General features: G+C 36.1%; 10 protein-coding genes and 1 pseudogene. 7 read left to right on the top strand and 4 right to left on the bottom strand.

The genetic code is table 11. The features are described from left to right. Window positions 1-31 precede the first annotated feature (31 nt). Both ABV001_RS08410 and ABV001_RS08405 read right to left on the bottom strand, forming a co-directional pair. Window positions 32-550: pseudogene (locus ABV001_RS08410) on the bottom strand (DUF6266 family protein); the annotation flags it as partial. Between the two features lie 433 nt (window positions 551-983). Continuing rightward, entirely contained in the window at window positions 984-1,556 is a 573-nt protein-coding gene (locus ABV001_RS08405) for a carboxypeptidase-like regulatory domain-containing protein (protein WP_352422385.1), read from the bottom strand. An 818-nt stretch (window positions 1,557-2,374) separates the two neighbouring features. On the opposite strand from ABV001_RS08405, the gene ABV001_RS08400 reads away from it, so the two are divergent. From ABV001_RS08400 to ABV001_RS08380, 5 genes are all read left to right on the top strand, one after another. Continuing rightward, on the top strand, window positions 2,375-2,779 hold the full coding sequence (locus ABV001_RS08400) for a helix-turn-helix domain-containing protein (RefSeq protein ID WP_352422384.1): 405 nt from the start codon (window positions 2,375-2,377) through the stop codon (window positions 2,777-2,779). A gap of 70 nt (window positions 2,780-2,849) precedes the next feature. Next, entirely contained in the window at window positions 2,850-3,896 is a 1,047-nt protein-coding gene (locus ABV001_RS08395) for a PIN-like domain-containing protein (protein ID WP_352422383.1), read from the top strand. Continuing rightward, window positions 3,889-6,036, top strand: a complete 2,148-nt coding sequence (locus ABV001_RS08390) for a helicase HerA domain-containing protein (RefSeq protein ID WP_352422382.1) — start codon at window positions 3,889-3,891, stop codon at window positions 6,034-6,036. Before ABV001_RS08395 ends, ABV001_RS08390 begins: the two co-directional genes overlap by 8 nt. Continuing rightward, window positions 6,020-7,399, top strand: coding sequence for a DNA double-strand break repair nuclease NurA (locus tag ABV001_RS08385; protein WP_352422381.1), 1,380 nt, complete (start codon window positions 6,020-6,022; stop codon window positions 7,397-7,399). Before ABV001_RS08390 ends, ABV001_RS08385 begins: the two co-directional genes overlap by 17 nt. Next, a complete protein-coding gene (locus ABV001_RS08380) occupies window positions 7,392-8,519 on the top strand; it encodes a DNA methyltransferase (RefSeq protein WP_352422380.1) in 1,128 nt (375 codons plus the stop codon). The genes ABV001_RS08385 and ABV001_RS08380 overlap by 8 nt, the downstream gene beginning before the upstream one ends. Before the next feature lie 156 nt (window positions 8,520-8,675). On the opposite strand, the gene ABV001_RS08375 is transcribed toward ABV001_RS08380, so the two are convergent. After that, complete coding sequence (locus ABV001_RS08375) at window positions 8,676-8,861, bottom strand: hypothetical protein (RefSeq protein ID WP_352422379.1); 186 nt, start codon at window positions 8,859-8,861, stop codon at window positions 8,676-8,678. Window positions 8,862-8,915: 54 nt separating this feature from the next. Here ABV001_RS08375 and istA point away from each other — a divergent pair, with 54 nt between their 5' ends. Next, window positions 8,916-10,475, top strand: a complete 1,560-nt coding sequence (gene istA, locus ABV001_RS08370; RefSeq protein WP_352422378.1) for an IS21 family transposase — start codon at window positions 8,916-8,918, stop codon at window positions 10,473-10,475. Window positions 10,476-10,515: 40 nt separating this feature from the next. Then, window positions 10,516-11,235 carry an IS21-like element helper ATPase IstB gene (istB, locus tag ABV001_RS08365; protein ID WP_352422377.1) on the top strand — a complete coding sequence of 240 codons (720 nt, stop codon included), beginning with the start codon at window positions 10,516-10,518 and terminating at the stop codon, window positions 11,233-11,235. 230 nt (window positions 11,236-11,465) lie between these two features. Here the strand turns inward: istB and ABV001_RS08360 are convergent, their stop codons facing one another. Beyond that, window positions 11,466-13,946: an AAA family ATPase gene (locus ABV001_RS08360; protein WP_352422376.1), complete on the bottom strand. Its 2,481-nt coding sequence runs from the start codon at window positions 13,944-13,946 to the stop codon at window positions 11,466-11,468. Window positions 13,947-14,278: the final 332 nt, after the last annotated feature.

Below are 14,278 nucleotides of genomic sequence, written 5' to 3'. Positions count from 1 at the left end.
CCTAACGCCTAAAATATGGAAGAGAGATTTTTCACCGATTATCCGGTTGAATGTACACACTATTAGAAATCTCCCGCATGTCGTGGGAAGTGAGGAATATCCAAAAATGGGTTGTGAACGGCTGCCAATCGGTGTCAAGAGAAATAACGGCTTTACCGGCAGCACGCGTACACCGACTGAATGTTTTCACCTCCGCAGGGTGGTCACTGTCAAAACAAACAATATTCATTTTATCATTATCACTTCCGGGTTGGGAGGGATATACAAGTTGCGAGTTCCAGTTGAAAATGGCCGTGTGGGATTGAGACTCAATATGAAGGTTGATATCCACGGGTAATTGAAGCCTCCCAACGACTAACGGAATCTGACTATAATCGAGACGCAAGTCGGGGTAAGTGCCGGTCACCGCTTCACGACAGGCTTTACCGACTAACTTCCTATAGACATTCTCATCTCCCGGATGGCCTCGCTTGATGATTTTATGCAGCGGGGAAAGCCCTTTATTGACCAGTGCAAACCTCGCACGTTGTTCCATCTGCCTGGGTGTTTTCGGGTTACGGGCTTTGGTGTAGCTTCTGAATACCTATTTCCCGTCTTTGGTTACATAAGCAACCACCGGACCTATCTTGCCCGATATCCCAAATAATTTTGAAAGATCTATCGTTCCCATGATGATTCGTTTTATGGCTGAATAACACTGCAATGATAACATATTTCGGCAACAAGTCCAAACTTTGGCTTAGAAAAGAAAAGAGATACTCCGTAATTTACGGAGAGGATATGGAGTAGATATAGAGATAGTATGGAATTGAATAAGCGGAGAACCGGCCCAGAACCGATCTTGGTAAAACTAAAGAACCATCATCAAGCAAATAGAATGCGGTTGAGTACTGGACGATACATTCCTTATTTCTGATATTTATTTCACAATCGGGTGGAGATATTATCGAAATACGTATTCAAGATATTACAGTTTGGCTTACTCAAAGACTTATGCCTAGCGTCCTGTTCCCCTTCTCGTACTGGATGGGGGAGGTAAATACTTCCTCCATTAACTGGAACTGACCGATATAACGGTAACCCCATGTCTGGTTATCCCAGCGAGCGACCGGGTTGCTCCAACAGTTGAGGTAGCTGTTGGCATCCGCATTCCTCTCCACGACCACCACCTTTTCCAGCGACCGGCTATCTTCCCGCAGCACGATATCAAAAGAAGTCCTTCCGGCGGTATTGATCTCCTGCCCCAGATAACCGATATAGGAGATCAGAAATATGTCCCCGCTTTCAATGGTGAGTGAAAATCGTCTGTCGGTATCAGTTACGGTACTGTTAGTAGTACCTTTCTCCATTACATTAGCACCGATAACCGCCTCGCCGTTGGTATCCGTCACCGTTCCCGAAACCGTTCTCCTCTGCTGTTGTACGGCAAAAGAAGTGTGCGGGTCGTGCGAGTAGTGAACGTAGTTGCCCGCAAACCCGTTGCCAGTGTCCAATACTACAAAAACGGCCATAAACTGGATGGTAAGGGATAGCCCTACCCTGCCCCATCGGGGCAATTAAATGATTTTCATTATTTTATTCATGCGATTAAAATTACAGGCCGACAGCCGAACTGAACCGTCACAAACGTCAAAATGCTTGTCGGCGTCTATTGAAAAATGAAAACAGGTATTTCCTGTGAAATCCGGCCAAGTGAGAAGAGAGTTTTCAGTTGACTGAAACCCGGCGCGGTATTAGACAATCGTACGGCGAAGGATAGCTATTCTATCTGTGAACGAATAAGGCTGCCCGTAATCAGGCATATATAATCTTATTCGATTTGCTCTAAAGGTATATGCGGGGATATAAAAAAGAGGTGCGGACGATTGTCCATTCCTTACTACAGGCTCAGCAAGGGGCTTCCCAAGAAAATATGACAATGTCCACGCCCTTATTACTAAGGGCGCTTCCATTCTTTGATCTCTTGGTTTGAATTTTGCTGATTCGTAGTAAAGATCAAAAAAGCGCTATATTATTTCGTACCGTAGTTTTACGGTACAAAGATAATAATTCGTTTTAATCTATTATGTTTCCATAGGCTCACTCTTTAACAATACAATGATTCTTTGCTTAAATTTTATGCATAGGAGAATTCAATTCACTATCCACTCCAACCTCTTTTATGAACAATCAATCAACTCATCATAAGATAATTGTCATGCTCGACAATAAACTATTCTCATCAGAATAGATAACACAATGACAAAGGAAAATAGCTTTTTTGTGTATAGTAGAACAAATTCGGAGTATAATTATACAATTTCCTGATATAATTATACGTATCTCACCAAAAGTCACTATTTTTGTTCTATAACACCGAAGACAGATAGTAAAAATGGAAACAAAAGAACGGACTCTAAAAAACACCCATCACGGGCACGCTATAAAGCGCATCCGTCATACCTTAGGAATCAAACAGGAAGTTCTGGCTGATATGATGGGAACCACCCAGGCACGGATATCTAACAGCGAACAGAAAAAGGTCTTGGAGGATGAAATGATCGATAAATTTGCCAAAGCCTTAAACGTAACTCCGGAATTGATTAAGGAACTGGAAGAAGACCCCGTGACGGTGATTATCGAGAATAATAACATAGAGACTAATAATGGTAGGGGGTATATAGCAGTCGATAATAGTACAAACCATTATAATCCCATAGAGAAGATTGTAGAGCTTTTTGAAAAGCTATTGGAAAAAGAGCAGGAAAAGATTACTTTGCTAGAAAAGTTATTAAAGTAAAAGAGATAAGGGTCTGATTTCTATATTAATACGACGAGCTATATATGGTTTTTAAATTTAATACTAGTTTATGAAAAGTAAATTTAATGAATACTACAAATTAAGCGAAAAAGAAATTAAAGATCATTGGGAGAATGATATCTTTTGTTTTGATGCTAATGTTTTGTTGAATTTATATCGTTACTCACCAAGTACCAGAGAGGCATTTTTCAGCTTACTAGAAAAAGTAGAAGACCGTATTTGGATTACTTATCAAGCAGCTTTCGAATATCAAAAAAATAGGCTTATTGTGATAAATGCGCAAAGGGAAGCTTATAAAGATATTAGGGATACATTGAGTAAAAAGAAAGGCGAAATAGAAGCTAAGCTTAATAGTTTTAAAAAACATCCTTATTTACAGATTACAGAATTAAAAAGGCAACTGGAATCTGCCTTTGATTCAATAGGTCGCGACTTAGATAAACTTGAAAGCAAACATCCGGATTATTTAGATAAAGATCCTGTTTGGGAGAAATTAAGTATTTTATTAGAAGGGAAAGTCGGAGATGATTTTCCTAAAGAGGAACTTGAAAAATTATATAAAGAAGGTAAGAAACGATATGATGAAAAAGTTCCCCCTGGATATATGGATATGAAAGAAAAGCAGAATGAAGGTAATCGTTCATTGTATGGAGATATAATTGTTTGGAAGCAAGTCATTGAAAAAGCAAAAACGGTTGGTAAATCCATAATTCTTATTACGGATGATTTAAAAGAGGATTGGTGGTATAAATTCAAAGGGAAAACAATAAGTCCAAGACCTGAATTAATCAAAGAATTCAAAGAAGAGACAAGCAAAAGAATCAATATTTATCAAGCAGATAAATTTCTAGAGATGGCCAATAAGAATTTGGCTCAACAAACAAAACAAGAAGCCATTCAGGAAATTAGAAATGTCCGTTTAGCCGATGAGCGTGACATTGAAAAAGAAATAAAAGAATTAGAAATGTTTTTAGAAGATAATGGTGTTGAGGATTTTAGAAAATACGCCAGAGATTTAATTAAACCTAAAAAAAGTGATTTTGAGACAGCAATAGAAGAAAGTATTAATAAGAATAAACTGGATAATAATGAATGATTTTGAAGGCTCTTTAAACTCTTTTCATGAGGATCAACCTAAAAATGATGCTAAACAATGGTTTTCCAAATTAATTCAGGAAGATCAATATATTGGAGATCTATATGCTACTAATTATGAAGAAGCGAAAGTATTGGTACACGATACCTACCGAGAGAAAGTAGGTGGAATACCTAGTCTTTGTTTTTTAATAGCAACGCGGATCAATCTTAAAGAAGATATCAATTTTAAAAGAGAAGATGCTTCAATCATTCTATTAAGAGTAAAGGATTCAACCTCTATACCACAGGATAGAGAAGTGGAGAAAGTAAGAGTACAAACAGCTCAAAGAGTAACAGGCTTAACTGATCGTCATTGGGATCATTCTGAATATATGGACGAAAAAACTCGATCTGTTTTTGGATTCGCAGGAATTGCATGCCGAATTATTGGTACCTTCTTTTTGGAGGAAAATGATCAAGGGCATTTAGAACTAAAATTCGGAACAGATCTTTCCAATTTCTACTCTAATATGGCGTTGAAAGTATATAAGCCAAAAGGAGAAGCTTTGGGTATTTTTGCCAATTATGTTGATCCAAAAAATATAAGCAACCATAAAAACAATTTCGAAAATACGCAATCAGTTAAATTAGGAGAGATTAGATATGCATCTACAAATAGGAAGCATCAGGGAGTTGACAATGTAGCAACTTACATTTTCCCTGCAGATCTACTATCTCAGAAATCGGCTCTATTTGGAATGACGAGGACAGGAAAATCTAATACTACAAAAATTATTGCTAAATCAGTCTACGAATTAAGAAAACCAAAGGATACGGATAATGACAAACCATTACGAATTGGTCAAATCATTTTTGATCCTAATGGCGAATATGCCAATGAGAACGTACAAGATAATAATTCTGCATTAAAAAATATTTGGCAATTGTTGGCAGACAGAAAAAAGGAAGATGAAATTGTTACTTATGGTATACATTCACACAAAAATGATACCGAAAGAAAAATGATGCTTCTTAATTTCTATCTTGATGACAATCTTCAAATTGGAAAGGATATAATCGATGCATCATTTAGAAAAGATGAAGCGAAGTTTATTGAGAACTTTAAACAAGTTTTTTTTGAAGAACCGGAAGAATCTGATAAAGGTGCAACAACGAGATACAAACGGAGAGTGTTAGCCTATCGTTCACTACTCGCCAAGGCTGGTTTCGAAATCCCAATAGGTTTAGATTTATCAACTGACGGATTATTCAAAGCAGAATTATTTAATGGTCGTCCTACAGCTAGAGAGGAATCTAAAAGATTTAATGGAATGTTGAATGTCCAGTCGGAGCCAAATAATGCAGCGAAATATCAATCTGCTGCAAAAATATTACAATCTACAAGTTTCTCTCTAAAAAGTCTTGCTACAGCATTTTCTACTCTCTATGATTTTATGAAAACTGTAGAATATAAGGCATTCGATAGATGGTACATCGATCAAAGTTCATCTGGAGAAAGTTGGGCAGATGGAGATTTCGAAAAAATTCTTGAAATGATTTGGAGACCCAACGGAGCGAAACAAATCGGTGCTGTAAGGGATAACCATTCACCTTCTACAAGTTCTGATTATGCAGAGGATATTTACAATGATTTAATCAACGGAAAATTAGTTATTATTGATCAATCAAGCGGAGAACCTTTACTAAATAAATCATCTGCAGAAAGAATTATGTGGTACATATTCAGGAAAAATCAAGAAGCTTTTAGATCAGGTCAATTACCGCCCGAGATATTAGTATATGTTGAAGAAGCGCATAATATTTTGCCTGCAGGAAGTGATCTGGACTTAAAAGATGTTTGGGTTAGAACAGCTAAAGAAGGATCAAAATATCATATTGGTATGGTATATGCAACTCAAGAAGTTAGTAGCATTCAAAAAAATATTCTTCGCAATACAGCAAATTGGTTTATATCTCATCTTAATAATACAGATGAAACCAAAGAACTAGTTAAATACTATGATTTTATTGATTTTGAACCCTCAATTAGACGTGCGCAGGATAAAGGCTTTTTAAGAGTAAAAACATTAAGCAGCCCATTTATTGTTCCTATGCAGATAGACAAATTTGAAATTAAGACCGATGAACAACGAAAGTAGTATTTCTTATAGTTCCTATGAACCATTAAGACGATTAATATCCGATACAAAGATCTCCGAACTCCGTTCTCAAATAAAAGTAAGGACAGATATACCAGATATTGATTGGAATGAGACAACCATTCCCCTTTCTTCTCTAGAATCATCTTTTTGGGAATCAAAATTGATTATAGCTATTGATGGAGATTATAGCAAACAATCTATTACAAACGGTTTTCCAGGATCTGAAGTAGGATATATAACTGTTTCTACAGTTGTTATTTTAATGGATAAACTCAAGGAACTTGAGGATAGTCGATTTGTTGATCCCAAACTTTTTCGTGAAACAGAAAAGCCTACGTCAATTGATAGTTTAGTTGTAGGATGCAATGTTGTTTTAAATGGTGAAACTTCTGCGAAGTCCACTATGAGGAGGTTATTATTCGAAAAATTAAAAGACACTAGAGTTTTTAGTGATACTGAATCATTACTTGATACATATGAATATCTTTTAAAAATTAAAAGACAGCAAGGAAGTTCAAATCCTCCGGATTGCCCTCATGATAATTGTGAAGAAAAATTAAAAGGAGGCTACGGAGAATATACTTGCGACAGTTGTGGCGGTAAATTATATTCAACTGATGCTTTAAGACTGCACGAATTAATGAAACCTTCCGGCACAAATGGTGAAATGTATGGGCAAATTATGGAAACAATAAAGAAACTTCAACTCATACATTTATTAAGATCATTTGAACAAAAGAATGGTTGGTTTAAAACACTAAAAAATATAGCTTTTTTTATTGAGGGCACTTTAGCTGTATTTAGTTCCTCTTCTTGGTTAGCTAAATGTTTTCGAATAGAACTTGAAAGAATTAATACTAAAGTAAGAGAATATAGTGGACAGGATTTGTTGATAATGGGGATTGAAAGAACAGGGAATTTTGTAAACCACTTTGAAGATATAGATACACAAAAGGATGGCCGTGATGATAATTTTCCTCATCAGTCTGTTTTTCTTTTAACCAATGACTACATAAGAAATAATATTATCTTAAATGATAATCCTGATTTTGTCTACTTAAAAGATACTGCATTTGGTCGTAAATTTTTTTATAAAACAAAATCAGGTTATAGAGTTGTACCGTCTATTGCCACATTTAGTAATTATCAATCAGAGGTCTCAACAGCTTTTCCTGCACAATTTCCGAGATTAGCAGATTGTTTAAAATTATTAGATAAACTTGTCTCTGCAAGATATAACAATTCTGTGATGCCTCTTGCTACTGCCCATGCTGAAGCTGCCATACCTCTTAATTTAGGCAAAACAATTTTTGATGAAATAGCAAGAGAAATAAGAGCTAACTCTACAAATAATGACTAAAATTGACGACATAATAAAAGGACAGCGAACGGCTGAAGCACGTTGGGCAAAATTTGGCCCTTATTACGCCATGTTTCCAATAGATTTTGCATTTAAAGTCGTAAAAAAATATTCACGAAAGGGTGATTTTATTATCGATCCGTTTGCAGGGAGGGGGTCTAGTATTTTTGCAGGAGGCGTGCTTGAACGACGTAGCTTAGGTATAGAAATTAATCCTGTTGGATGGTTATATGGTTCTACCAAACTAAGTCCTGCAGAACAACTATTGGTTTTAAATAGATTGGAATCCATCTATAAATTAAGAAATCGTTATGCGAAATCAATAGAAAAACTTCCAGAATTTTACAGGCTTTGCTATTGTGATGAAGTTTTAAAATTTCTGTTGGCGGCAAGAAAAAATCTGAATTGGCAAACTGAATCTGTTGATGCAACACTAATGTCTATCATTTTAGTCTACTTACATGGCAAACTTGGTGAAGGGTTATCTAACCAAATGAGAATGACTAAAGCCATGGGAATGAATTATTCCATCGAATGGTGGCGAGAAAAAGGGTACTTATCTCCTCCAGAAATTAATCCTCTGGAATTTATTACAAAAAAGATTAAGTGGAGATATAAGAAAGGAACTCCGAAAGTCGCAGATAGTTCCATTCTATTTGGAGACAGTTCAGATGAGTTAGCAAAAATTGCACAAAGAGCAAATGAAGCGGAAATAAAATTCTCTTTACTATTTACTTCACCTCCTTACTGGTCAATAACAGATTATTATGCAGATCAGTGGTTAAGATTATGGATGCTTGGTGAATCTTCGATACCTAAATCGAACGCACATAAACATAAAGGAAGATTTAACTCTAAGACAGAATATTATAATCTCTTAGATAATATCTTTGGCCATTGTGCGAAGATGATGGATCCGGAACGCAATACAATATATGTTAGAACGGATATAAGAGAATACACGTTTAATACCACATTGGAAATACTAAAAAAACATTTTCCATTACATAGTGTGACTATAAAAAAACAACCTTTTAAAAAGAAAACCCAAACACAACTTCACGGTAATTCTTCCAAAGAGAATGGTGAAATAGATATAATAATGACCAAAATTGAGTGACATCAGTACCAGCTGGATAATCCGGAGCATATGCACCCACTTTCCGGTCAAAATCCATTGATTTGAGGAGATAGTATAACCTTCAATAATCAATTATTTTGTCACATATTCATTAATACAGCTTTCATAATGATAAAGAAGGAGAGCAAAAATGGCTTAAAAACAGCGGCGCACCAATGATTCCGGAGCATATGCACCCAGCATTGCAAGGTAACGTGAAAATCCACGCGATTCCGGAGCATAGGCATCCACTTTTAGCATGTAACGTGCAGATATAATGCCTTTTAAAATTTTCCTCTTTCTTTTTTTATCATTTACGGATTCCGGAGCATACCCACCCACTAGTTAAAATTTTTTCTTATGATTGAGTGGTATTAAAACAAATCACACAATCATATGGCAGGAATAATAACTAGTATGAGCAAGGTAAAACAAGTACTGCGTTTACACGCGCAAGGAGTTTCAAACCGCAAGATAGCGGCCGGTCTCGGGATTTATAAAGGCACTGTTAACAGCTACGTTCAAAAAATCATAAATCACGAGTACAGCATTAAAGAGCTTTTAGCTCTTGAAGGTCCTGAACTGGAGCGTCTCCTGTTTGCCGGCAACCCGGCCTACAAACAGGAAAGATTCGATGAGTTCAAGAAGAAGATACCTTACTTTGAGAAAGAGCTTAAAAGGCCACACGTGACCCGCCACCTGCTATGGCAGGAATACCGGCAGGATCACCCTGATGGTTATGGCTACTCACAGTTCTGTTATCATCTGCAGCAGGTCATTAATGCCCGTAAACCAAGCAGTTTAATACAATACAACCCGGGAGAAAAGTTGTTGGTTGATTTTGCAGGCGATACAGTACCATATATTGATCGTGAGACCGGAGAGGTTATACAAGTCCAGGTGTTTGTAGCCTGCCTTCCATACTCTGATTACACCTTTATCATGGCAGTGCCTTCACAGAGAAGCGATGATTTTCTTCACGCTCTTACATGCTGTTTAAATCACCTGGGAGGCTCCCCTAAAATTATTGTACCCGACAACCTGAAGGCTGCTGTAATTAAAGCTGATCGTTATGAGCCCCAGTTGAACAGGCTGATGGAAGATTTTGCCAATCATTACGGTATCGCTGTTATACCAACCCGTCCTGTAAGACCAAAAGATAAGGCAGCCGTTGAGAACGAGGTGAAAATCATATACAGACGAGTTTATGCCAAGCTCCGTAATCATACATTCTTCTCCATAGATGAGATAAACCAGGCCTTTGCTGAGAAGGCCCGTGAACACAATCAAACACGGCAACAGCAAAAAGATTACTGCAGGGAGGAGAAGTTCCTTGCAGAAGAAAAGCCGTTGCTTATAGAGCTTCCAAAAGAGGCTTTCCAGGTAAAATACTATGCCAATCTAAAGATTGCAATAAATAATCACGTGTATCTTGCCCGGGACAAACGTTACTACTCGGCACCATACCAATATATCGGCCAACAGGCAGATATAATTTATACCCGGAGCCTGGTTCGCATATATGTCAGGGGAGAGTGTGTTGCTACACACGAACGTGCTGTAGGGTATGGATACTCTACAGAGAAAGAACATATGGGTTCCGGTCATAACTTCTATCAAAGCCGCAGCCCGGAGTTTTATATAAGGCGTGCGAGGAAGTGCTCCGATACACTGGCAGAGTTGTTTACCGCTATTTTTAAAGGGCAAGGGGTACCCGAGATAATGTATAAAAGATGTGACGGCCTCTTGGCACTTCAGCGTAAAACAGACCCTGTCATTTTTGAGCGAGTATGCCGCTACGCGCTGGAAAACGACATCCTTACCCTGAAGTCAATCAAAAGAGTGATTGATAACAAAGCGTACATGATTGATGTATCACAGAATGGAGGCCGGGAAGGTGAAAATAAAAATATAAAGCACATAAATATCAGGGGTAAAAAGTATTACGTGGGTTAATTTACCCGCATCATATTAATTAAATCAAACATTAAAAACGATGGAACAGATTAAATCAGAAATGGCAACATTACGCCTGCCAGGTATGGCCGAGACGTTGAAAACACTGGAAGAGAGCAGGAAAATGCAAGAACTCTCTTTACAGGACGGCCTGAGGCTTCTTTTACAGGGCGAACGTGATCATCGTGAAGCCAGGCGATACGCGCGTTTATTAAAAAATGCCGCGTTCAGGTATCAGGCAACACTTGAGGAAGTGAACTTCGAGGCATCAAGGGGTTTGAATAAATCTCAAATACTCTCGCTGGCAACAGGCAATTACATCCGTGGCGGAGAATCTATTTTAATTACCGGTGCAACCGGATGCGGTAAAAGTTTTATTGCTACCTCGTTTGGTTATCAGGCATGCAAACAGGGGTTCAGTGTAAATTACTTTAGTATGCAAAAGCTGATGGCAAAAATTAAAATCGCCAGGATAGAAGGCGTCATGATGCGCTTCTTCGAAAAACTGGCTAAAACAGATTTATTGATTTTTGATGACTTTGGAATAGGAACGATGGACAACCAGCAGCAACTGGATTTTATGGAAATAATAGAAGACAGGCATGCCCGCAAGGCGACCATCATAGCCAGTCAGCTGCCACCGGCAAGCTGGTTTGACCTGTTTTCTGATGAAACTATTGCTGATGCGTTTATGGATAGAATGATCCATACATCTCACAGAATAGAGTTAAAAGGAGATAGTTTAAGAAAAAAAAGATAACTTTGTCAAATTGATAGTTTAGCCAGTGGGTGGGTATCACCGGAATCACTGGGTGCATATCATCGGAATATCAACCAGCTCCCAATTCCTCTTTGGCATCGTCTTTTTAGTAGACTTCTCTACAGTTAGGTATACAGCTTGATAACGACCTCTTCCTAGGGATAAATGGGACTTCCGGTATTTAATATCCCTCTCCCCCAATTTTTTTCTCAATTAGGAAATTTTGTATCTCATATATCACTATAATCAAATAACTTTCTATTTATTCTGTTTATATCTCTCTGACATCCCCATCTAATTCCTGAAACTATACCTTTTGTCAATAATTCACTTTCTATCGTTTCCAATTTTTCTTCACTATCTAAATACTCTATAAATTTTTCAACTACAGCAACACGTCCTTTTAAGTTTCTCTTACCCGATTCGTCTGAAAAAGGAAAAACACTTTTCATCTGACTGAAATATTCTTCATCATAGATAGGAGTGTCCTCAAGAGTCATCTCGATGTATGAAAAGTTATTCATGAGGGTATTTATATAATGGTGTCCCTTCATTGAAATACAAATGCTATCTTCTGATTTTATCTCTCCAAAATCTTCAACATCGGATAATTGCTCATCTGTTTCTAATAAACGATATTTACAAAGTTCTTCTATTTCTTTCTTTACATATTTATATATATACCCCGCATCAACAAATAATTTTATCAATTCTTCAACATTATAATACTTTTCAGAATTTCCTTCAGTTATCAATTTATTATCTAGCATTTTTAAAATCTTTATTTTTAAGAAATGGTTCTTGCTTCCTTCTGCAGGATAAAATAAATTATTTATGATACTTATGTTGTGATTATAATATTTTTTGTTTGACAAACCAACGGCTTTAATAAATTCCCAATAAGGTATGATTTTTGTCCCTGTTGGATTTGTTTCTTGTCTCAAAATATATTCATGCACTTCTGTATGTCCAGAAATTAAAAAAAGCTTGAATATCTCAAGACCCTCTCTTATATTTGGATATGTTGTTTCCTGTATAAAACTTAACAGTTCAGAATTTTCTCTACCGAATAATGTTGATTCAAGACTTAAAAGAAATTTTCGAACTGAATCATTACTTAGAATTATTGTTTTATTATCACCTATGGCACCTCTACTTTTACCTTCTAATTCTATTTGACTTAAAGCATAACTAATCCTTTTTTGGAGAACTTCTTTATATGGTGGAGCTGTTACGTGATACACATTTGAAGGGAATGCATCAAATGGAGGTAAATATCTCCATTTATAATAATACCCCTCTCTCAAAGAGATAATAATTGTCACGTTTCCTTTTTTGTTTAGACTCTGAGAAAATAAAAAAACATCTTTTTGCACATCTGAGTCAAACTGGTCTGCATTGTCTATAACAATACATAAACGTGTCCTTCTATTTTTTATAAGATACTCTGACAGCTTAAAAAAATGACTCTCTGAATCCTTTAATTTTTCCTCTAAAAAAGAATTTAACTTTGACTGATAAGTATCTGTATGGTTTTCTAAATCATATTTCCATATACCTTCATTATTTCGCCTTATTTCCTTGTTATATATACTACACAATGCACTGTGAGTATTAAGTTCTATTTGATTATATTTATCATATACTTGTTCTAATATATCAATATATATAGTTTTTTCAAATGTATCTTTTATACCTGTATATTTTCTAAAGTCGATATAAACATAAGGATGAGATTTATATGTATCTTCAGCATCATGGAATAGATAGTTTATAAATGTAGTTTTTCCAGCACCTTTTGACCCAACAATAACAATGGGATTGGGAGGATTCGCATTAAATTTTAAATCATCATCTAAAATTTCTTCTGTTATTTGGGATATAATACTTTGAGTGTTTCTTGCTTTTACAACCTTATCAATTGGAGGGGGTGTATCCGCAAATAATTTTTCAATTTCGGATCGATTCTTTTTTATTTCTTTGTTTTCGATAAAACACTCCTTTATTAATTTTTTGTTTACAGAATCATCAATGTTATAGAGTTCCCCAAATAATTGATTAATTAAAGGTGTGAGCTCAGAACTTAGAGGATTTCTTACTAATTCTGAATCTTTAGCTGGAAGGGTCGATAAAATAGTTTTGCCTCCTCTTTGTACAGATTCTTCTAAATGTATTCTAAAACCTGAGTTTTCTGAAATAGAATTCTTCGATAAAATATTATAGAAGCTAATGAAACGTTCATCTATATCATTGAGTCCATTAAAAATTAAACATTTATTATGTCTCCAATCTGAACCATCTGAATTAGAAAATTTACCTATGATAAATTGATGTCCATTTGTTATAACGGCATATTGAAGGCCAATCTCAAACAAATATTTTCGAATTTGACCAACTACATCCTTATTAGATTTTTCAAAAGTTCCAATAGTTACGGTTTTATGATTGGTCGGTATAACAAAGTCTATTAGATTTTTCTTTGCTTCAACAATAAATTGAAATCCAGGAACGCCAAATAAATAATCATAATAGCCTTCTACCACGTATCCCTCTCTCTTTATGCACTTTTCATCCCAGTCAAGGACCTCCATAAATAATTTATCAATAATCTTTGATCTTGTATCTGATTCAGATAGAGAATCTTTTTTCAATGAATGAAAACTCTCTTTATATACTAAAAAATCTTTATGACAATCATTTATATCTTTCATAAGAGCAACTAACTGGAATTATTGAAATGTAAAATTAATACATATTTTCACCATATAACTGTATTCTATATAATTTATTTTTACAAATTAATTATTATGTGCAAATTCCGTTTTATCCTGACCCCTCATTCCGGAACAAGCTGACCCCTGTTCCGGGATCCTGACCCCTCTGTAAAACTCCCCTGGATACGCATTTTATTAAAGACTTGCAGGGGTCAACATGCCGGAATGTCCACCTCCTGCCGTTCCGGCATACTGACCCCGCCCGGGCGCCGAAGGTTTTCCCTTTTTGAGTTGTTTATGTTCCCAGAGTAAACATAAACGATAATCAA

It is taken from the genome of Proteiniphilum sp., assembly GCF_040307845.1.
Taxonomy (GTDB): Bacteria; Bacteroidota; Bacteroidia; order Bacteroidales; family Dysgonomonadaceae; genus Proteiniphilum.
The sequence above is the reverse complement of the archived record's forward strand: the minus strand, read 5'-3'. Positions and strand labels throughout refer to the sequence as shown.